The sequence below is a fragment of the Aquimarina litoralis genome (assembly GCF_019295435.1).
GTDB lineage: Bacteria > Bacteroidota > Bacteroidia > Flavobacteriales > Flavobacteriaceae > Aquimarina > Aquimarina litoralis_A.
The window spans coordinates 1-22,039 of the sequence record NZ_WEKL01000112.1 but is presented as its reverse complement, the minus strand read 5'-3'; the positions used below and the strand labels follow the sequence as shown (position 1 = coordinate 22,039).

General features: G+C 32.9%; 16 protein-coding genes. 6 read left to right on the top strand and 10 right to left on the bottom strand.

The genetic code is table 11. From position 1 onward, the window contains the following. Window positions 1-84: 84 nt before the first annotated feature. The 6 genes from GBO31_RS25765 to GBO31_RS25740 all read right to left on the bottom strand — a co-directional run bounded on the left by GBO31_RS25765 (window position 85) and on the right by GBO31_RS25740 (window position 11,289). A complete protein-coding gene (locus GBO31_RS25765) occupies window positions 85-1,083 on the bottom strand; it encodes a hypothetical protein (RefSeq protein ID WP_219011515.1) in 999 nt (332 codons plus the stop codon). A 21-nt stretch (window positions 1,084-1,104) separates the two neighbouring features. Continuing rightward, a complete protein-coding gene (locus tag GBO31_RS25760; RefSeq protein ID WP_219011514.1) occupies window positions 1,105-1,677 on the bottom strand; it encodes a fibronectin type III domain-containing protein in 573 nt (190 codons plus the stop codon). 81 nt (window positions 1,678-1,758) lie between these two features. Then, window positions 1,759-3,030, bottom strand: coding sequence for a helix-turn-helix domain-containing protein (locus GBO31_RS25755; RefSeq protein ID WP_219011513.1), 1,272 nt, complete (start codon window positions 3,028-3,030; stop codon window positions 1,759-1,761). A 194-nt stretch (window positions 3,031-3,224) separates the two neighbouring features. Beyond that, complete coding sequence (locus tag GBO31_RS25750) at window positions 3,225-7,133, bottom strand: hybrid sensor histidine kinase/response regulator transcription factor (RefSeq protein WP_219011512.1); 3,909 nt, start codon at window positions 7,131-7,133, stop codon at window positions 3,225-3,227. A gap of 81 nt (window positions 7,134-7,214) precedes the next feature. After that, the gene (locus tag GBO31_RS25745) at window positions 7,215-8,330 is read right to left on the bottom strand and encodes a helix-turn-helix domain-containing protein (RefSeq protein ID WP_219011511.1); all 1,116 of its coding nucleotides are present in this window, start codon (window positions 8,328-8,330) and stop codon (window positions 7,215-7,217) included. 103 nt (window positions 8,331-8,433) lie between these two features. After that, window positions 8,434-11,289: a VPS10 domain-containing protein gene (locus GBO31_RS25740; protein WP_219011510.1), complete on the bottom strand. Its 2,856-nt coding sequence runs from the start codon at window positions 11,287-11,289 to the stop codon at window positions 8,434-8,436. A gap of 136 nt (window positions 11,290-11,425) precedes the next feature. On the opposite strand from GBO31_RS25740, the gene GBO31_RS25735 reads away from it, so the two are divergent. Both GBO31_RS25735 and GBO31_RS25730 read left to right on the top strand, forming a co-directional pair. Continuing rightward, complete coding sequence (locus tag GBO31_RS25735) at window positions 11,426-12,718, top strand: aminopeptidase P family protein (protein ID WP_219011509.1); 1,293 nt, start codon at window positions 11,426-11,428, stop codon at window positions 12,716-12,718. A gap of 144 nt (window positions 12,719-12,862) precedes the next feature. After that, window positions 12,863-13,237 (top strand): VOC family protein, encoded by a 375-nt coding sequence (locus GBO31_RS25730; protein ID WP_219011508.1) that lies wholly within the window; start codon window positions 12,863-12,865, stop codon window positions 13,235-13,237. Here GBO31_RS25730 and GBO31_RS25725 read toward each other — a convergent pair. Together GBO31_RS25725 and brnQ are read right to left on the bottom strand one after the other, a co-directional pair. After that, window positions 13,234-14,574 (bottom strand): cytochrome-c peroxidase, encoded by a 1,341-nt coding sequence (locus GBO31_RS25725; protein ID WP_219011507.1) that lies wholly within the window; start codon window positions 14,572-14,574, stop codon window positions 13,234-13,236. The genes GBO31_RS25730 and GBO31_RS25725 overlap by 4 nt on opposite strands. 128 nt (window positions 14,575-14,702) lie before the next feature. Continuing rightward, window positions 14,703-15,980: a branched-chain amino acid transport system II carrier protein gene (brnQ, locus tag GBO31_RS25720; RefSeq protein WP_219011506.1), complete on the bottom strand. Its 1,278-nt coding sequence runs from the start codon at window positions 15,978-15,980 to the stop codon at window positions 14,703-14,705. Window positions 15,981-16,040: 60 nt separating this feature from the next. On the opposite strand from brnQ, the gene GBO31_RS25715 reads away from it, so the two are divergent. Further along, the gene (locus GBO31_RS25715) at window positions 16,041-16,820 is read left to right on the top strand and encodes an alpha/beta fold hydrolase (RefSeq protein ID WP_219011505.1); all 780 of its coding nucleotides are present in this window, start codon (window positions 16,041-16,043) and stop codon (window positions 16,818-16,820) included. A gap of 219 nt (window positions 16,821-17,039) precedes the next feature. Then, the gene (locus GBO31_RS25710; protein ID WP_219011504.1) at window positions 17,040-17,309 is read left to right on the top strand and encodes a hypothetical protein; all 270 of its coding nucleotides are present in this window, start codon (window positions 17,040-17,042) and stop codon (window positions 17,307-17,309) included. A gap of 1 nt (window position 17,310) precedes the next feature. Here the strand turns inward: GBO31_RS25710 and thiL are convergent, their stop codons facing one another. Both thiL and GBO31_RS25700 read right to left on the bottom strand, forming a co-directional pair. Further along, on the bottom strand, window positions 17,311-18,357 hold the full coding sequence (gene thiL / locus GBO31_RS25705) for a thiamine-phosphate kinase (RefSeq protein ID WP_219011503.1): 1,047 nt from the start codon (window positions 18,355-18,357) through the stop codon (window positions 17,311-17,313). A gap of 76 nt (window positions 18,358-18,433) precedes the next feature. Then, window positions 18,434-18,955, bottom strand: coding sequence for a PPC domain-containing protein (locus GBO31_RS25700; RefSeq protein WP_219011502.1), 522 nt, complete (start codon window positions 18,953-18,955; stop codon window positions 18,434-18,436). A gap of 189 nt (window positions 18,956-19,144) precedes the next feature. Between GBO31_RS25700 and GBO31_RS25695 the strand changes: the two genes are divergently transcribed. Both GBO31_RS25695 and GBO31_RS25690 read left to right on the top strand, forming a co-directional pair. Then, the gene (locus tag GBO31_RS25695; RefSeq protein ID WP_246615994.1) at window positions 19,145-20,371 is read left to right on the top strand and encodes a choice-of-anchor B family protein; all 1,227 of its coding nucleotides are present in this window, start codon (window positions 19,145-19,147) and stop codon (window positions 20,369-20,371) included. 33 nt (window positions 20,372-20,404) lie between these two features. Continuing rightward, a complete protein-coding gene (locus GBO31_RS25690) occupies window positions 20,405-21,829 on the top strand; it encodes a choice-of-anchor B family protein (RefSeq protein ID WP_219011500.1) in 1,425 nt (474 codons plus the stop codon). Window positions 21,830-22,039 lie beyond the last annotated feature (210 nt).

Here is a 22,039-nt window from a genome sequence, read left to right as displayed (position 1 = left end):
AGTAATGAAAAGCAATTGGACAAAAAAACCTAATCATTACATTGAAACTATATGATAAGGATATTTAATAATGTATTGATCAAACTATTCTAGTTTTACTATCCAATAATCCCATTGACCTTTGCCCATACCACTAATATCTTGTCCTGAACCTTTTACATAACCCGCTACTATATAACCATTATTAGTCTGTTGAATGGAATTTGCAAAATCTCCTTCAGGTCCTCCCACACTAATCTCCCAAGAAATTTCTTCTGAAGCATTAAGTTTCACAACCCAGTAATCTGCAAATCCACCATTATTAGTGCTAACATCAAAATCACTAGCTCCCGAATTTCCAGCAAGAATGTACCCTTGATCCATTGTTTCTTGAATAGATTGCGCATTATCACTTTCTGAACTTCCTAAATTAGTTTCCCACATTAATTGGCCAGAAGAATTTAGTTTCATAATCCAAATGTCCTTATTTCCATTATTACTGCTTACATCACCATCTGAAGATTCTGAGAATCCTGCTACGATATAACCATTATCAGAGGTTTGCTTTATGTCATTAGCTATATCCTCAAGAGTACCTCCAAAATTTTCTCCCCAAACAAAATTTCCAGAAGCATCAAGTTTTACAACCCAATAATCTCTATCTCCATTATTTCCATTTAGATCAAAATCTGATGATTCAGAGTACCCACCTATTATATATCCTCCATCATTTGTTTGCCTAATAGTATTGGCAATATCAGCTTCGCTTCCTCCAAGATTTGTTTCCCATTCTAAAATTCCAGAGTCATCAATTTTGATAACCCAGTAATCCAGAGCTCCATTATTTTCGCTTACATCATCATCTGAGGAACTCGTAAAACCTGCAACTATATATCCGCCATCGGTAGTTTGCTGTATAGAATTTGCACTATCATTTCCACTTCCTCCATAACTATTTTCCCAAACAAGGTTTCCAGAAGCATCAAGTTTTACAACCCAAAAATCAAAATTCCCATTATGGTCAAATTCAGGAGAATTCGAAGTTCCCGCAACAATATATCCGCCATCAGTAGTCTGCTGAATACTCTTTCCTTCTTCATCCAAAGAACCTCCAATGTTGGTTTCTCACATCAAATCTCCAGAGCTATTTAATTTAACAACCCAAATGTCTCCTCCAATATAACCATCGGCATCATTATTTCCTCCAACATCACCATCATCAGATGGAGAAGTTCCTACAACAATATACCCTCCATCGCTTGTAAGTTGTATTGAATTAGCTATATCAATACGAGAGCCTCCAAAGGATCGCTCCCATGCAATTCCAATTTCGTTAGTAGAGCTTGTAGTAGTAGAAAAACTGAAATTACTTTCAGAAGAGCCTGCATTTCCATCAGAAGCAACTACTTTGCCTGAGTACGTAGTATGTTCTGATAAATCTTCCAATAAAAATTGTATTGCTGTTAATTGAGAGGCTACTTGATTTTCTTCTAAAAAAACAGTGTATGTAACAGTATCCCCATCTGGATCTGTTACCGCATCCCAAGTAAGTAAACTACTATTATTCGTGATTTCAATTGCTTGTACTGTAAAATTCTCTGGATTTTGATTCAACGATTGTACAATGTCTTTGTCATCATCTGAACACCCTGATATCAGCATAGCTATAAGAGTGATTCTAAAAATTGATTTATCCATTAGTCTATTTTTGTAAAAAAGTACTAAGAGTACCATCGTTGAATGTCCAGAAAGTTTGAATTTCAAAAAAACAGGACAACTTTAGCCATTCTTTCTATAGCTGCTTGGAGAGATTCCTGTAAGTTTTTTAAAAGCACTATAAAAAGTGGATTTAGAATTAAAACCGGATTCTAATGCTATTCCAATGATTGTATAGTTTACAAAATTGTGGTTTCTTAATTTTTCCTTCGCGTCTTCAACTCTGAAAGTATTGATATAATCCGCAAAATTTTTCCCGGTTAGTTTATTTACTAACTGAGATAAATAATTACTACTTATTTTCAATTTTTTGGCCACACTATCCAGACCCAAATTAGGGTCATGATATATTTTTGCTTCTTTCATTAAAAATTCAAGTTCTTTATAATAAATATTATCGTTTGTGATACGACAAGTGGTATTATGTCCACATATCTGTTTCAATTTTTTTTCAGTAAGTTTTGCGATGAGGTGAAATAGAAATACATGATCACTTGTAAAAAAATCTTTTTCTGAATGCTCAGAATCTAAAACACCAACTATAGTGCCATCGATACATATTGGGACTGATAATTCGGATAAACGAGAAACATCATCTACAATGTAATTTGAATTCTTTCTAAGGTCATCAATAAGCCTATAATCTTTGGTTTTCGCGACATCTCCTACGATTCCATCCCCAATTTTTATTTTAATAGGACTTACAATCTTTTTCTCACCATTATTTTTATTACCAAATGCTGCTTTTTGAATTAGATATTTTTTTTCTTTATCAAGCATATATATTACACAATCCTCAAGATGAAGGTGCGAAATACAATTTTCTACAATATCCCATAATACAGCATCTACCTTATTCTTTCCGAATAAAGAAGTAGCAAAGTAACTTAAAATAGATATAGTTTGCATGGGTGCACGTTGTAATACATCATTATCAAACTCTGAAAACACTTCTTCTAGATATGGGATATTTGTAATGGTTTTTGTTGTTTTTAATTCCCTTTTCTTTTTTGAGTGATGATTTACTTTTTTTCTTGAAGTTCCCCTAGAAACTTCATTATAATTATGAGAACTACGAGTAGTTATTTTTGGGAATTGATACGATTTTTGCGGAGCCCTTTGTATGACAAAAGGAACTGTATAATAATTTAGAAAAAATCTATCAAGTACTAAGCTAAAAATTATACTACTACCAATGTATATGACCATATTGGTATAGTCTAACCATGAAATACTATCATCTGATATGCTGAAAATGATTAAAATTAATGGTAATCCAATTAATAAATAAATTGCATTACCAATGCCTGTGTTTTTGTTTTCTCGAATGTTCATAACCCTGTTTTTTTGTCCTTTACAAAATGTGATTTTGACCTTTAGCAAGTCTCAAGAATAAATAAATCAAATTTTGTTGCTTTAATTATACCAGCAAGGTAAAACGGAATCTAGAAGTTGTATTGCACTGTGGTTACAAAGACTGGTACTATGGTTACATATAGTGAAAAAACCTTTAAACAAAGGGGTTTTAGCTATCTATTTCTGAACTCTGAAGGTGGCTTACCAAACTCTTCTACATATACTCTGGTAAAATAAGCAGGGTCTTTAAAACCTGTTTGATAGGCAATTTCGGATATAGATAAGTCATTTTGCAATACAAATTCATGTGCTTTTTGTAAACGAATTTTTCTAATGAATTTAGTGGGTGGTAATCCTGTTAGATTTTTAATTTTTCTGAATAAATGAACTCGACTGATATGTAATTTTTCGGCTAATTGTGGTACTCCAAAATTATCATTGTCCAACTCTTGTTGAATAATTTGTATGACCTCTTTCATAAAATGATCAATCGTTTTGTTTTCTGGAGTAACTGTTATATCACCTCTTTGGTATTTTTCTTGTAATTTTTTTCGCGTATTGATTAGGTTATCAACTCTGATTAACAATTCATTTCTATCAAAAGGTTTGGTTACGTATGCATCTGCTCCTATTTTTAATCCTTCTAATTGATTAGATTGTCCTGATTTTGCTGTTAATAAAATAAAAGGAATATGATTCGTTACTAGATTGTTTCTTATTTCGCTACCTAATCTAATTCCATCCCACTCAGGCATCATTACGTCTGATATCACTAGATCAGGAATATGTTTTTTGCATAACTCCCAGGCAATTCGGCCATTTTCTGCTTCAATGATGGTGAAATCTGTGGATAAACAAAAGTGAATATATTCTCTAACTTCTTTAGAGTCTTCTGCAATAAGCACAAGAGCTTTATCTGGATCACTAATAAATTCATTCGTTTGCTTTATACTATCATCATCTGTCGATAAAATATCTAAAGGAGCTATTATTGTAAATGATGTTCCTTTTGCTTTTTTGCTATCTACTTTAATTGTCCCTCCTAATAAATGAATTAGTTCTTTTGTTAAGGTAAGTCCTAATCCAACCCCTTGAGGAGCTTCGGGGTTTTCTTTTGAAAAAGGATCAAAGAGTTTAGAAAGAAATTGCTTGCTAATTCCTACTCCAGTATCTTTTATCTCTAGTGTTATTTTTTTATGCTCTCTGTCTATATCCAAGCGTAACGAAACAGTTCCTCGTTCTCGATTATATTTAATAGCATTTGATATCAGATTGGTACTAATCTTCCTCCATTTGTCTTCATCAAATGATGCATACATTGACTTTTCGGAGCTTATAAATTCTAATGTAACATCTTTTCTCTGAGCTAATGATGTAAAAGAGTTAAAAAGATATTTTTGAAAAGCTATAAAGTCTCCATTACTCAAATGAATTTCTAATTGATTATCCTTCATTTGTGCTATTTCCAAAATCTTTTGAACCTGATTGGATAAATGATTGGTTTGATTTTCTATTTGAGACAGATGTTTATCTGTTTTATCTTCTGAAGTATTCCCTAGCTTATCTCTAATTTGATCTGTTGCTCCTAAGATTACTGTTAATGGTGTTCTGAATTCGTGAGCAATTTGATTAAACCATCGAGTTTTGGATTGAGATAAATCTTTTACGAATTCTTTTTCTGTTTCAGCAATTTTTCTTCTTAACCGTATTTTATAAAAGGCAAAAGCTATCAAAAAAAGTAAGCTGCCATATAGCAAATATGCTAAATTGGTTTTATACCAAGGCGGAAGGACTACTAAATCAACCTCATCATTTATTTCCCAGGAATTATCTATGTCAAATGCTTTGATTTGGAGTTTGTATTTCCCTTTTGGTAAATAGGACAGTGTAATTATTCCATCTGATTGAATCGGGAGCCACTCTTTGTGAAAGCCCTGTAGCCAAAATTGATATCTTATATTTTGCGATCTCTCAAAGGTTAATGCCTGAAAATCAAAACTGATACTCTGATCTTTTGGATATATCTTAATTTGGTTTTGTTTTAATCCACTTTTTTCTGGAAACTTGGATACTATTGTTGTATCTGATCTAAATTTTGTAAATGATATCCAAGCCAAATTAGGTTTTTCGCCAACCGAAAAAGTCAACTTATTTGGGTCAAAATATTGAATTCCTCTTTCGCTACCCATCCAAATATAACCCTCTTTGTCTTGGTAAACAGAACTAAGAACCATAGAGTTATCATACAACCCATCTTGTATACTATATGTCTTATATACACCTTTATCAGGATCATAGGATGTGATTCCGTGACTAACGGTACTCAACCAAATAATACCGTTATCATCACTTATTATGTTCAAAATTTTGTCGTTAGGCATTTTATCACTTCTCAAAAACCTTTCAAACTCTTTCGTTTTTGAGTTAAAACGATTAAGGCCTCCATCAGTTCCAATCCAAAGCAAACCTCTTTGATCTTGATGAATCGACTGAATTAGATTGGAGCTAATACTTTGGGGATTGGTAACATCATATAAATACTGTTCAAATTGATATTTACTATCCTCTGTAATTGAACTTGCTTTCGAAAATTTCAATACACCTTTTCCTATACTTCCTAACCAAATATTATCTTGATTATCATTATACAATTCTATGATGCCTGTATTTTCTTTAAAAACAGGAATTCCAAAATAATCTTCACTCTTCAGGTCATACACGATAATATTGTCCCATTGTCCAATCCATAATCTTCTACTTTTATCTTCGGTAATCTTCCAACTAACACTAATAGGAAACTCTAACTCTGGAAAATAAATTGGTGTTATTTTTTGATCATTAGAATTGATTTTTAATAAAGCTGTTTGATCTTTATCGTCTCTTCCTAAAGCATATAAAAATTCATCGCTAGCACATATCATGGTATTTACTGTGCTTCCTGTTACTTTTTTAGGAGAATTGATAGGATCTTTATCCCAAGAGTAAATACCATCCTGAAGTGCAAACCAAATTTTATCACCACATTCTACTACTTTTCTTACTTTGCCTAAAGCCCCTAAAAAAGGATGTCTAAGTGGTTTATGAGGTATTAATTGAAATACTCCCAAGTTTGTTCCGATCCAAAAGTTATCTTCTTTGTCTTGGAACATACAATTCGCTTTAACCTTTTTAGAAGATCTAAAATTTAGTAACTCTTGCAAAGGCATCACTACGCTATGATTAAAATCAGGAGAAAACTTATAAATTTTATCGCCTCCGTTTACCCATATGTATCCATTATTATCCTTAAAGATAAATGGGCGTTCTCTAACACTTGTTGCATATTCAGATTCGAACCCTAATTTTTTTATTTTCCAAAGTTTATTGGATCGATATGCAATTAATAGATCTTTTTTGGTGTATAATAGTAGACTATCTTTAGAGATCGTATATATGTTTTTATACGCATCATCTGGTAAATTCTGTTTTAGTGCTGTATCACCATGTACACCAAATACTTCTTTGGATATTTGAGTAAGCATATATTGTGATCCATTTTCAGAAATGCTAATATTAGAGGTACCTCTATCATAAATTCTTTTAACAATACCCTCCTTAGCGTTATATCGAAACGTACCAGCAGTAGAAGAGATCCATATATTTTCTTTCGGATCAACTACCAAATTGTTAATATGAGAAATGGTATAAGTATGTGTATCCGATTCAGGAAAAAGAGGTGTAAATTTTTCTTGATAAGGATCTAAAATATTAATTCCTCCGCCAAGTGATCCTAAATACAATTTATGATCTCCTTTTATTTGCCTAATACAACGAATCCAATTAGCTCTTAATGCCGTCGAATCTCCAGGAACATAAGTAAAGGCTTTAAATCTTTTTCCATCAAAACGATTTAATCCGTATTGAGTAGCGAACCACATAAAACCATCTTTATCTTGATAAATATCGGAAACCCAATTATTGGACAACCCATCAAAAACAGTGTAAGATTTAACATTATAGGTAACCTCAACTTGCGAAAAAGCAGTTGTACTAAAAATTAGCAAACAAGCACGAAATAATATGAATTTATAGATGCACTTCATTTGTTTCTTTATCTGAAAAATAATTTACTGGAGATCTTCAATTATTCATTTCCTATTGTAAAAGAACAAATTTTTACAAAATTATTGAGTCTCAAATGTTGTGGATCTATACTCTTTTGGGGAAATACCAGTATATTTTTTAAAGGCTGTATAAAATGTTGATTTAGAATTAAATCCAGAATCCAAACCAATAGCAAGTACGGTATAGCTAGAGAATTTAGGGTTTTTGAGTTTGGACTTCGCATCTTCTACTCGAAATTTATTTACGTAATCTGCAAAATTAGAGCCATTTAATTTAGTTATCATCTGAGATAAATATTTGCTACTAACTTTTAGCATTTTGGATATACTTTCTAATCCCAAACTCGAATCTCTATAAATTTTGGCTTCCTTCATTAAAAAATGAAGCTCTTTAAAATACACATCATCATTTGTAATATTTGAAGTGTTTTTTAAATCAATCTGAGAAAGTTTTTTAGCTGTTAGCTTAGCTATTAGTTGAAAAAGTAAAATGTGGTGTTCATTAAAAAATCCTTCCTGCGAATGTTCAGAATCTAAAACTCCTACCACCTTATCATCAATAATTATTGGTACTGCTAGTTCTGAATTACGGCTAATATCATCCACTACATATCTATCATCATAATTCACATTATAAATGCACTCATATTCTCCGGATTGCCCAACTTGTCCAACAATTCCCTGACCTAATGAAATTTCGATAGGACTCAATATTGTTCGCTCTCCTTTGTCCTTATTTCCAAATGCGGCCTTTTGTATTAATACTTTTTTTGAATTATCAAGTATATAGATCACACAGTCTTCTAAATGAAGATGAGAAATACAATTCTCTACAATGTCCCAAAGAACATCATCAAGATTGTTTTTATCAAACAAAGAAGTAGAAAAATAGCTTAGTATTCCTGTTATTTGTGAGGGCTTGTCGTAGTGAATTAATTCTAACTCTTCTTCAGAAAAAATATGATTTAATCCAGACATTCTAAAATTCTGAATCGCCTTTTGAACTGCTTCAGATTCTTCAGAATTTTTCACACTGGACTCTTCATTCAGGTTATTAGGATTTAAGAGAGAATTCGCTTTTTTACTTTTTCGATACCCATAAAGCCACCACAATGCTATGACAACAGTTGCCAAGCATACAAAAATAATTGTCGCATAATATAAACCTGCATTCATTACGTTGGTTAATAAACTTTTATAGAAGGTAACAGAAACTAATCACCTTTATGTATATGTGAATATAAATCGTATAGCTAATAAATGCAAGTTTATCTATTGGTTATTTTACTTCAAATGGAACCTTCTCCACTTGTTTTCCTTTACTTACAACCACTTCATACTTTCCAACAGGAAGGTAATACTTACCGTTTTTCTTTTTAGAAACGTCTTCATCAGGAAACTCTTTTAGCAACGCTTTTCTTCCTTTTTCAGAAATTGTAAGGTCATAAGAAGCATAGTTAAGTCCTTTATCAGAATCCGAATAAAACTCTCGAAGTATTGCACCATTTGGTGTTGTAATCTTAATACTAACTGATTCTGCACTATTTGTATAATATTTGATGATTGTTGAAGGCTCAAAAGCTTCTAACCATTTACTCCAAGAACTTCCCCATCTTGGTGAAGCTTTTATCGGACTCATTGGAGACACATTTAATTCTGAAGCTAATACTTTTGCATTTAGATTTTGTAAAGGTTCAACGTTGGTTTTGTAAATACTTCTTCCGTGTGTTCCTAATAAAAGGTCATTTGCTTCCGGTTGTATCACAATATCATGCACAGCTACATTAGGGATTCCTTTAGAAAAAGCGTTCCAAGTTTTTCCTCTATCTAAAGAAACATATGCACCATTATCAGAACCGATGTATAAAATATTTTCATTCTTAGGATCTTCCTTAATTACATTAATTGCGGAGATGGGCAGTTCTTTCCCTATATTAGTCCATGTTTGTCCATAGTTATCACTCATATACACATACGCTGTAAAATCATCCCATCGATAACCGTTTAAACTCACATACACACGTTCCTTCTTATGAGTAGAGGCAATTACTCTAGATACCCAAAGATCTTGTGGTAAAGTGTTAGATATTTTGGTCCAGTTTCCTCCTCCATTTTTAGAAACATATACCAATCCATCATCACTTCCTGTATATAATAATCCAAACTGCAATACAGATTCAGAAATAGAGGTTAGTGTTCCATACGCTACATTTCCTTTTTTACCTCCATTGGTAAGGTCTCCAGAAATTGCTGTCCAAACATCTCCTTGATTCATCGATCTCATCAGTTTATTTCCTCCTAAATACAAAATATCCTGATTATGTGGAGATAACAAAATTGGTGTTTGCCAGTTGAATCGATAAGGAGATTCTCCTAATTCATGTTTTGGCTGAATATACGTTTGTTTGTTTGACGAGCGATCTAATCGGAAATAATTTCCAAATTGAAAACCGGTATATACAATGTCACTATTTCTATTATCAATCTGTACTTGCATACCATCACCGCCCATAATACTTTTCCAAGGATAATGACCACTCTGATGCCAAGCTTCATTTTCTTTTGCGTTTACAGATCCAACCCAAACACCATTATCTTGTAATCCTCCATATACATTATATGGTTTTTCGTGATCTATATTAATGGCATAAAATTGCCCCACACTTGGTTGATTCGCTTTGATCCAATTTTCTCCATCATCATAACTAATATTAACACCTCCATCATTACCGTTTACTAAATGATTTGGATTTTTAGGATTTATCCAAAGTGCATGATGATCAGCATGTACATTTTGTGCACTGATACTTTTAAATGTTGCTCCTCCATCTTTTGATTTTAAAATAGGAACACCCGATATGTAGATATGATCTTTGTTTGCTGGATTCACCTGTATCTGAGCAAAATAATATCCGTAACTATAAAAGATATCATCTAAATACTCTTTGTGAGTTTTTTTCCAACTTTTTCCTCCATCATTAGTTCGATACACTTCTGCACCTATCACTGGTGTATCGAAAAGTGCTGAGTTCGCATTTTCTAAATATTTAGCAAGATCAATAGGTTTTACAGAACCACTACGAACCATTTGCTTTACGTTTTCTGCTCTGTACTTTTCCTGAAATCCATTAGTTTTTAAATAACGATTCAGTTTTTTGTCCTCTAGATTCAAAAAGGTATCTACAGACATTGTTTTAAAATCGTCCTTCGTAAGACCCGTACCTTTTTCTTTCTTTTTACCTTTATCTCTTCTAAATTGACTATCATGTACAGCATATACGGTGTTTTCATCAAAAACTGCTAACCCTATTCTACCTACTCCTTCTCCGGTGGGGAAACCAGATCCTTCTAGTGATATTTTATTCCAAGTATTTCCTGCATCTGTACTTTTATAAACTCCAGATCCTGTACCTGATCCTTCAAAATTCCAAGCCTTGCGATCTTTATCCCAAGCAGCGGCATACATAATATTAAAATTACCAGGAGCATAGGCTACATCAATGATTCCAGTTTCATTATTAACAAACAAGGTTTTTTTCCAAGTGGCACCTCCATCATTTGTTTTATACACTCCTCTTTCGTCATTTGTAGAATATAGATGACCTGTTACTCCAATAACTACTTCATCAGAATTAGAAGGGTTGATAATAATTCTCCCTATATGATGGGAATCAATTAATCCAACATTTTTCCAGGACTTACCCTTATCATCCGATTTTAGAATTCCAACTCCAGCATAAGAAGATCTTGAAGAATTGTTTTCTCCAGTACCAACCCAGATTGTTCCTTTTTTCCAATCTACGGCAATATCACCCACGTTAATCGTTTCTGCATGATCCAAAACCGGTTCGAAAGTTGTACCGTTGTTTTTTGTATACCACAATCCTCCAGAGGCATAGCCTACATAAAACTCTGATGTGTTTTCAGGATTTACATCAACATCAACAACACGTCCACTCATTACTGAAGGACCTATATTTTCGAATGAAACATTTTTTACAAGCGATGATTTTTCTAATTGTGCTTTTTGTAGTAATGCTTTTTGTATCTCTTGAGCATTTGTCGCTTTTTGTTGTGAGAATGAAGAAATACTTGCGAAAAACAGTAATAAGATAGTTGAGATGTGTGTTTTCATGGTGATCTAAATTTAGTTGGCTGAAAGTATAGAATGCTAAAATAGTGTCAAAATTTTTAGATATTGTTTAACAATACATCCTTTTGGCTTTAGTATTTTTGAATTCACATAATACACATTAAACACCTTACATCAAATGAAATATCATCAAATAGATAAAAACCTATTTATAAAGAACAGAAAGAACTTTGTTTCACAGATGAAACCAAATAGTATTGCGGTTTTTAATAGTAACGATATATATCCTATTAGTGCTGATAGTACAATGCCTTTCGAACAACATAGAGATATTTTTTATCTAAGTGGTGTAGATCAAGAAGAAAGTATATTAGTATTGTTTCCTGATGCTCCACATAAAAAGCATCGTGAAATGCTATTTTTAAAGGAAACTAGCGAACTTATTGCTATTTGGGAAGGTGAAAAGCTTACCAAAGAAAAAGCTTTTGAAACCTCTGGAATCAAAACGGTGTATTGGTTACAAGACTTAGAGAAAATCTTCTTTGAAATTATGACACAATGTGACACGGTTTATGTAAACACTAATGAGCATTACCGGGCTAATGTGGAAACCGAAACCAGAGAAGATCGTTTTACCAAATGGTGGAAAGCAAAATACCCTGCTCATTCTGTAGCAAAGAGTAATCCAATTTTGCAAAGATTGCGTTCTGTAAAAGATCCTATAGAAATTGATCTTATGCAAACCGCTTGTAATATTACCGAAAAAGGGTTCAGAAGATTACTGGGTTTTGTAAAACCTGGGGTTTGGGAATATAACATCGAAGCAGAGCTTTTGCACGAATTCATTAATCACAGGTCTAAAGGTTTTGCTTATACACCTATTATTGCTAGTGGAAACAATGCAAACGTACTGCACTATATAGAAAATAATCAGCAATGTAAAACAGGAGATCTTATATTAATGGATATTGCCGCGGAATATGCAAATTATTCTAGTGACTTAAGCAGAACTATTCCTGTTTCCGGTAAGTTTACAGATCGCCAAAGAGCTGTTTATGATGCTGTATTGCGTGTAAAAAATGAAGCAACCAAAATGTTAGTACCTGGTACAATTTGGGCAGATTATCATGTAGAAGTTGGAAAAATTATGACTTCTGAGTTACTAGGTCTTGGGCTTATTGATAAAGCAGATGTTCAAAATGAAGATTCCGATTGGCCTGCATATAAGAAATACTTTATGCATGGAACTTCGCATCATATTGGTTTAGACACGCATGATTATGGAATTCTAACAGAACCTATGCAAGCTAATATGGTATTCACAGTAGAGCCAGGTATTTATATCCCAGAAGAAGGTTTCGGAATCCGATTAGAAGATGATGTTGTCGTACAGGAAAAAGGAGAACCTTTTAACCTAATGGCGAATATCCCGATTGAAGCTGATGAAATAGAGGAATTAATGAATACATAATAGACTATATCTCTTATAAAGTTTAAAAACCTTGATGATTATCGTTCATCAAGGTTTTTTTATGATCATCTTTTGAAATTTTAAAGAATATTTATATCCTTTTTATCGTTGCATATAAAATATCAAAGAATACCCATGCAACGAATGAAAATTACAGCAGGTCATCAACAAGCTATGCCTTATTTGGTTGTTGAGAATGCCGATGATTTTATTGATTTTATAAGAAAAATATTTAACGCACAAGAAATGATACGCAAAGTTGATGCTTCTTATAAAATCGAACACTCTGAAGTAATGATAGGAGACACTACCATTATGATTACAGAAGCTTCTAAAACTTATCCTGCACAAAATACATCCATGTATGTATATGTAAAAGACACTGATCAGACTTACTTTAATGCCATTGATGCTGGTGCCACCTCGCTCATGCAACCTATGGAAGAAGATTACGGAGCTCGCGGCGCTGGCTTTAAAGATCCTTATGGCAATACCTGGTGGATCGCTACATTGAATTAATCACACCCCAAATCTTCCCGAGATGTATCATCATTATTTGGAAAACAATTTCCTGAGATAATAGTCTCTGGCACATACCTGTTTAATTCTGGATCTCTTAAACTGTTGGTAATAAATACGGCCATATTATTTATTTCTTCTTCAGTAAGATCAATAGTTCCAAATTGCGAAGCTAAATTTTCTGTAGGCACTTCTGTATTTTGAGGAATACCATTGTTCTTATAAGAAATCACTTCTTTGATCGATGTAAAAGTCCCTCCATGTCCATAAAAACCGTTATCAACTAAGTTATATAATGTTGGTGTTTTAAATTTAAAATCATCATCCGAATTATTTGTAAAACCACCTCTACCTCTTTTTACTTTGTCCATATTGGCATTAAATAACAATAAAGCATCACTAGTATTCTCAAAATCACCCATTCCATAAGCATGAAATCCTTTGTCATTCAACGCAGGACCCGTATGACATTCATAACACTTTCCTTTACCAAAAAACGCAATAGCTCCTTTTTTCTCTTCTTCATTTAGCGCATTGGTATTTCCTTTTAACCAATCTTGCCAAGGAGATCTATTTGCTAATAAAGTTCTTTCATATGCGGCCATAGCTAGAGCTCCATTATTCTTTGTATATCTTTCACTTTCTGGAATGTCRGGGAATGCAGCATCAAACAATTCTTTATAACCGAATGTATTTACAAACTCATCATCTATTTGTAATCGATGTACTTTTTGGCCTTTAATGGCTTGAACTTCGATACCTTGAAAACCTAAGAAATTTTCCTGAATTTCGGTCCAACTAGCTTCTGTTCCTGCATTTGTTCCTGTTCCTCCGAATTGACCATTCCAAAGCATAACATCCTGATAAGCCACATTTAGAATGGTAGGTGATTTTATTGGCTGTACGTCAATAGAGTCAACCGGAACCGAAGTATTCACTATTCTTTCTTCTCCTCTAATTCCAAAACCAATACCACATTCTCCAATTCCTTGTCGTATTCCTGCTCCAAAACCAGCTGCTGCCTGATGACAAGAAGCACAGGAATAAGTTCCTTTCATCTCTTCCATTTTAGGAACACCTCCTGTAGCAGTTTCATGAAGTAATAGCTTTCCTAATGCAACTTTTTCTGGAGTAATTGGATTCAAAGGATCTTGCGGAATATTTGCGTAATCATCACTTTCTGGTAAGATGAAAAACGACGTTCCTTCCCCATTCGAAGCGTCATCTAAAACACTTAATAATTCGGCATCTAGATTTGATGTAATTGGAATATAATCATCTTTAGTACAAGAAGATATTAGCAACGTAATCGCTGCTATAAAAGTTAGCTTTTTCATTAGTTTTGTTTTCCCTTATGTTATAAATCCCCAATTCTTAACATTCTTTCTTAAATAAATGTTAAAGGGTGCGAATTTAATAAAAAAGAAACTTCTATGGTCCTTTTGTTCTAAAAAACAATACTTTTCTATTTAGGCTTAAGGAATTTGATAAAAACTGTACTTATCAAAAATGTAAATAACGCTGGTAATAACCAAGCGAGACTATAGTTGCCAAGTGGAATTACCTCAAGAATGGACTGTACTTGATCTTTAAATCCAATGGAAGCTAAAAAATCTGGTAAACTAAATACAATAGTGACTAAAACAACCGCTCTAAATACAGTTGCAGGAGCAAAACTTTCTGGTAAAATATTTAGTAATATGAGCACAATAGTTATTGGATAAATAAACATTAAAGCTGGAATTGCGACTACAATAATATCATGTACATCTAGTTGTCCCATGACTACTCCTAAAACACAACCAATAATTGCCGTAATGATATACACCAATTGAGAATCTTTAAAAAGACCTTTCATGAAATCCGCAGTACCTGTAACAATACCAACAGCTGTTGTAAAACAGGCTAAAGAAACCAATACACTTAAAAATGTACTACCGATATTTCCTAAAGTTCGTAAACTAAGCCCTGATAGTAATTCTGTTCGGCTTATCTCTTTTTCGAAATCTCCATTAAAAAGAGCACCATTAAATATTAATCCTGCATAAACGATAAACAAACCAATACCGGCAATCAATCCAGCATCTCTGATCAATCTTCTGTTTTCTTCAAAACTTTTTCTCCCTTTCAATCGAAGCGAAATAATAACTACTCCACCAACTACTACTGCCCCGATCGCATCGAAAGTTTGATACCCTTCTAACAAACCAGCGATAATAGGAGTTTCGAAATCTGAAGGATTCATAGGTGCATGTTCAGAAAACATTCCGATACATATGATACTTAGGATTACAATAAATATGATAGGAGTTAAAAACTTACCTAGTATATTTAAGATCTTCGAACGATTCAATACAAAAAACAAAACGATACAAAAATAGATACTACTAGTTAACAACGAACTAGATCCAAAAAATGGTTGAATTGCCATTTCATGAGTAACCGAAGCAGTTCTTGGTGATGGTAATGAGATAGAAATAGCATACACAATTAAACAATATATTAGACTAAAAGTAGGGGAAACCTTTTTTCCGAAATCTAACATTGTACCTTGTAATCTTGCATGTGCAAAAATACCTAACAACGGGAGTAATACTGCTGAAATTATAAACCCAATTGTTACCCAAAACCACATATCACCAGCTTTAAAACCAAGATTAGGTGGTAATATCAAATTACCTGCTCCAAAAAACATAGAAAACAAGGCAAATCCAGTGATAAAAGTTTCTTTATTAAATCGCATTTGGTTAGGTTTATATCTCTTTAACAAATAGTATTAAAAGTTGAAATATAAAATTTCCAAATGACATTAGCATATAAAGGGATTGAAATTAATTATAACATCACAGGAAAAGGTACTCCTTTAGTTTTTTTACATGGGTTTCTAGAAAACTTAAAAATGTGGGACGAAATTGTTACTCGTATTTCTCAAAATCACACTTGTATTACTATTGATTTATTAGGTCATGGCAAAACAGATTGCATTGGATATATCCATACCATAGAAGATATGGCCTATGTAGTAAAGGCGGTATTAGATAATTCAATAAACACTAAACCCATATTTGTAGGGCATTCAATGGGAGGTTATGTTTCATTAGCATATCTAGATCTATTTCCAGAAGAAGTATCTGGGTTAATTTTACTTAATTCTACTTCATTCCCTGATAGTGAAGAAAGAAAGATAAATCGTAGCAGAGCAATTGACATCGTGAAAAAAAACCCAAATGCATATACGAGCATGGCTATAGCAAATCTTTTTGCTGAAAAGAACCGTGAACAATATAAATCTGAAATTGAAAAGATAAAAAATGAGGCTTCAGCTATGCCTCTACAAGGAATTATTGCCGCATTAGAAGGAATGAAAATTAGAAAAGATCATACCGAAACGTTACAGAATTTTAGTGGTTCTAAGACTATCATTGCCGGTAAAAAAGATCCTGTTTTATCATATGAGCAAAGTTTAAAAGAATCAGAAATATGTAATACTGATTTTTTATCGTTAGATGGTGGTCATATGTCTTACATAGAAAACAAAGAAATCATCTTAGAATTTCTGGAGAAATTTTTACCTAAAAAGTAGCATATTTTCACTTTTTACATAAAAATTTAACATCTTACAAAAACCCCATATTCCGACAATTGTTCATCGATAAAAAACATTTTAATGGGTTAAAACTCCTATAAAATACATTTTTTAGCTAAAAATCAACATTTTTTCAAAAATTTTTCTTACAAAATATTGTTAATAACTAAAAAAATGTTATTATTGTATTGATAATGAACTTTTAACCCCACAAAAATGAAGAAACATACCCCCCATTCGTCATTCTCCATATCAAAAATTTATTGTTCTTTATTTGGACACAATTATGTCATGTCAAAGCAAGTGACAAATCACATAAAAGAGTATACCTGTACTCATTGTGGACAAAAAGCCACCATAAATAGTAGAGGTAGATTGGAAGTAATGACTCCTAAGCTTCAAGAAATAAATGATGCCTTAGCAACAGTGCATGAAAAAAAGATTGCAAAAAGTAAGAATAAGATTAACCTACAGTCAGCTTCTTAAATTATTCTTTTATTGGATTCCATCCTTGTGCAGTTAATTGTATTTTTTCATTAGCTCTAGTTACTAGCCCCATCCCACTTTTTTCTTCGGTCATATGACCAATAACTGTTAGATTAGGATTTGCCTTGATCTTTGGAAAATCATCTTGTTTTATTGTAAACAGCAATTCATAATCTTCCCCGCCACTCAAAGCAACTGTTGTACTATTTATTTTAAATTCTTCACAGGTAGAAATAACTACTGGATCTAAAGGTATTTTTTCTTCATAAAGATGTACACCAACTTTCGATTTTGTGCATAAGTGAATTACCTCAGAAGATAAACCGTCACTTATATCAATCATACTAGTTGGTTTAACTTCTAACGCTTTAAGAAGTTCTACAATATCTTTTCTTGCCTCTGGTTTTAATTGTCTTTCGATTAAATACGAATATTGATCCAAATCTGGTTGAGAATTCGGGTTCGCTTTATATACTTGTTTTTCTCTTTCTAAGATTTGGAGACCGAGATAAGCTGCGCCTAAATCTCCAGATACCACTAATAAGTCATTTTCTTTAGCGCCATCCCGATATACCAGATCATCTTCTTGTGCATAACCAATTGCTGTTATACTAATCATTAATCCTGTGGTGGATGAGGTAGTATCTCCTCCAACAACATCTATTCCATATATTTTTGCGGCAGTTTGAATTCCGGCATATAATTCTTCTAAGGCTTCTAAAGGAAACCTGTTAGAGACCGCTATAGAAACTGTAATCTGCGTAGCAGTAGCATTCATTGCATATACATCTGACAAATTTACCATAACCGCCTTATATCCTAGATGTTTTAAAGGAACATACGAAAGGTCAAAATGCACTCCTTCTATTAAAAGATCAGTTGTTAAAACGCATTTTTCATTCTTAAAATCAAGTACAGCTGCATCATCCCCAATTCCTCGAATCGTAGATTTTTGGGTAATTTCAAAATTCTTAGTCAGATGATCTATTAATCCAAACTCTCCTAGTTCTGAAAGCGATGTTCTTGGTGTATTTTTATCTTCAATCATACTTGCAAAGGTAGGTAACAAACTAATGTTACAGCATAAAAAAATCCCGAAAAATCGGGATTTCATTAATTCTTAATTACAAACATTCCCTTTCATAATTAATAGCTTGAGTATTCTCTATTACCATAGAGTTATCTTTAAAAGGAGTATTGGATATAATACTTATACTATACATTCCTTCTGTTCCTGCACTTAATCCCCAATCTCTAGCTACAGAAAAATTGTAAACCCCTGTTTCAGTAATAGAAATGTTAGTTATTGAAATTTCCTCATTTTGATTGGCACACCCATAATAACTTATGTTGCCATCATTCAATAAATTAAGTGCTGCAAATTGCCCAGAATTTAAAGATAAATCCAATGATACCGTCGATTGTCCTGTAATATTTTCAACACTTATAGAGATTTTAGAATCTTTCTTGAATTCAAATTGATATATATCTTCACAAGTCTGCCCCAATTCACATAACCAATCTCCTTGTATTTCTAATGAAGTAACATCAGGCACTACTGTTGGTACGTCATCATCTTTAGAACACCCTATACTTAACACCAACAAAAATAACATCACTATTTTTTTCAAAATTCGCGTTTCCATTTTTTTCAATTTTTTCTCGTTTAACAACCTTATATCAACAGTGATAAAATTTTGTTACCTTTTGAAACAATATTTTTTAAAAAAAGGATTGCATTTATCTGTTTAACAGGTTTTTTTAGGGTATTCATTGAGTTACTTGTTATAATATTATATATGCTTCCTCATTAAGTAATAATGAGCAAACCTAATATGAGAAAAGTTCTATCTAAAATAGTATATGTTTTGATCTTATTAGTACTGTGTAATTGCAGTAATGATGATGATAATAGTAATCCTAGTACTCCCATTGATCCTATTGGTTGTTCCGTTGAAAGTGATGGAGGCATCTATGAAAGTTGTGGTATTGATTTTGTTTCTGCTATATCGTTATCTGAGATGAACGCGTCTGCGGGAAATGATAGCTGGGGATGGACAGATGCTACAACTGGTAGAGAATATGCGATTATGTGCCTAGATAATGGCACCGCTTTTATTGATATCTCTAATCCTGAAAGTCCTGTTTATTTAGGAAAACTTCCTACTGCTACTCAAAGTAGCCAATGGCGTGATGCAAAAGTATATCAAGATCATGCTTTTATAGTTAGTGAAGCTCCTGGTCATGGAATGCAAGTCTTTGATTTAACGACGCTTAGAAATGTAACCAATCCTCCACAAACCTTTACTGCTAATGCGACTTATACTGGTTTTGGAAATGCACATAACATTGTCATAAATGAAACATCTGGTTTTGCATATGCCGTAGGAACTTCTACATTTAGCGGAGGTCCACACTTTGTAAATATCCAAGACCCTACAAATCCGGTGTCAGCAGGTGGTTTTATTTCTACAGGAGGTGATGCCTATAGTCATGATGCACAAGTAGTCACATATAGCGGACCTGATACGGATTATACAGGAAGAGAAATTCTAATCGGTAGTAATCAAATCGAAATTGTCATAGCAGATATTACTGATAAAGATAATCCACAAACTATATCTACTATTAACTACGATAATATAGGATATACACACCAAGGTTGGTTTACAGAAGACCAAAGATTTTTCTTGTTAGGTGATGAATTGGATGAATCTAGTGTAGGTTTTAATACCAGAACCGTAGTATTCGATTTTGAAGACCTTGATAACCCAAGATTCCATATGAATTATTCTGGGACTACTCCAGCTATTGATCATAATGGATATGTAAAAGGAAATAAATTTTATTTAGCAAACTATACCGCAGGTATAAGAATTATAGATATTTCTTCAATCGCATCACAATCCATTACCGAAATTGGTTTTATAGACACTTTTCCATCAAATGATAATACCGGTTTTAATGGAGCTTGGAATGTGTATCCATACTTCGAGAGTGGAAATATTGTCATTAGTGATATTAATTCTGGATTTATACTTGTTAAAGAAAGTGAAAACTAAAAACTAACTCAAAATACCCTTAAAACTCACACAATGAAAAAACTACTTTACTTAACATTACTACTTTCGTCTTTGCAAATTTATTCACAAACTACATGTAATAGTGGAATGGCTGGCTCTTATCCATGTAATAATTATGATCTTATGTCAGAAGTTTCTCTAGCTACTATGAATGCAAGTGCGGGAAATGATAGTTGGGGGTGGACAGATCCTACTACAGGAAATGAATATGCCATTATAGGATTAAATAACGGAACTGCTTTTATTGATATCTCAGATCCCATAAGTCCTATATATCTCGGAAAACTTCCTACAGCTACTTCCAATAGTTCTTGGAGAGATGTAAAAGTATATCAAAATCATGCTTTTATTGTCAGTGAAGCTTCCGGTCATGGAATGCAAGTTTTTGATCTTACCCGACTAAGAAATGTAGCAAATCCTCCACAATCCTTCACTGCAGATGAAAGATATACTGGTTTTGGTAATGCGCATAATATAGTAATCAATGAAGATTCTGGGTTTGCATATGCTGTTGGGACTTCTACCTTTAGCGGAGGTCCACATTTTGTTGATATTAGAGATCCTAAAAATCCTGTAGCAGCAGGAGGTTTTATCTCATCGGGAGGTGATGCTTATAGTCATGACGCGCAAGTAATTACTTATAATGGACCAGATACCGATTATGCCGGAAGAGAAATTCTTATTGGAAGTAATCAGATTGAAATTGTAATTGCCGATATTACTGATAAAAGCAATCCTACTACGATTTCTACAATTAGTTATTCTAATGTAGGATATACCCATCAAGGTTGGTTTACAGAAGATCAACGCTATTTTCTTTTAGGAGACGAACTGGATGAATCAAGTGTAGGTTTTAATACTAGAACAGTGATCTTTGATTTTGAAGATTTAGATAATCCCTCTTTTCATATGGATTATAATGGTCCAACACCTGCTATCGATCATAATGGATATGTAAAAGGAAATCTGTTTTTCTTAGCGAATTATAGATCAGGGCTTCGAGTAGTTGATATTTCGGATATTGCTAATAAAAATATTTCTGAGGTTGGATTTTTCGATACTTTCCCATCAAGTGATAGTGCTTCTTTTAGTGGCGCTTGGAATGTATATCCTTATTTTGATAGTGGTAATATCGTTATTAGTGATATCCAAAGAGGGTTTCTATTGGTAAGAGAAAGTAATACTTTAAGTCTTGATGATTTTGAAAGAAAGTCAAATTTTGCCATGTATCCTAACCCATCTAAGTCGGTTGTTACAATTGATGCAGGAAATAATGATCGATTACAAAAAATTGAAATTTATAATTCCCTAGGGAAAAAATTGAAAGAAGTAACTCAATTTGATAATCCATCAAGTGTTTCCCTTGATTTACAATATACACCAGGAATTTATCTTGTGAGAATCAATGATAACATAAAAAAGTTGATAATAAATTAAAGTATTGAATTTTTGCTGACATTAAATTATCATGTACAATGAGAAATCAGTTGGCAATCGCTAAAAGAAAAAGAAAAAACGTTAAATATTGATTACAAGACGGTTAAACCAGCAAAATAGTGCGGAAAGGTTGGACTAAGTTTGAGTTTTTTTAGATTAATTTTGTGTAAATGACTAGTTACCAACAACTAGTATAAACTAACAACTAAC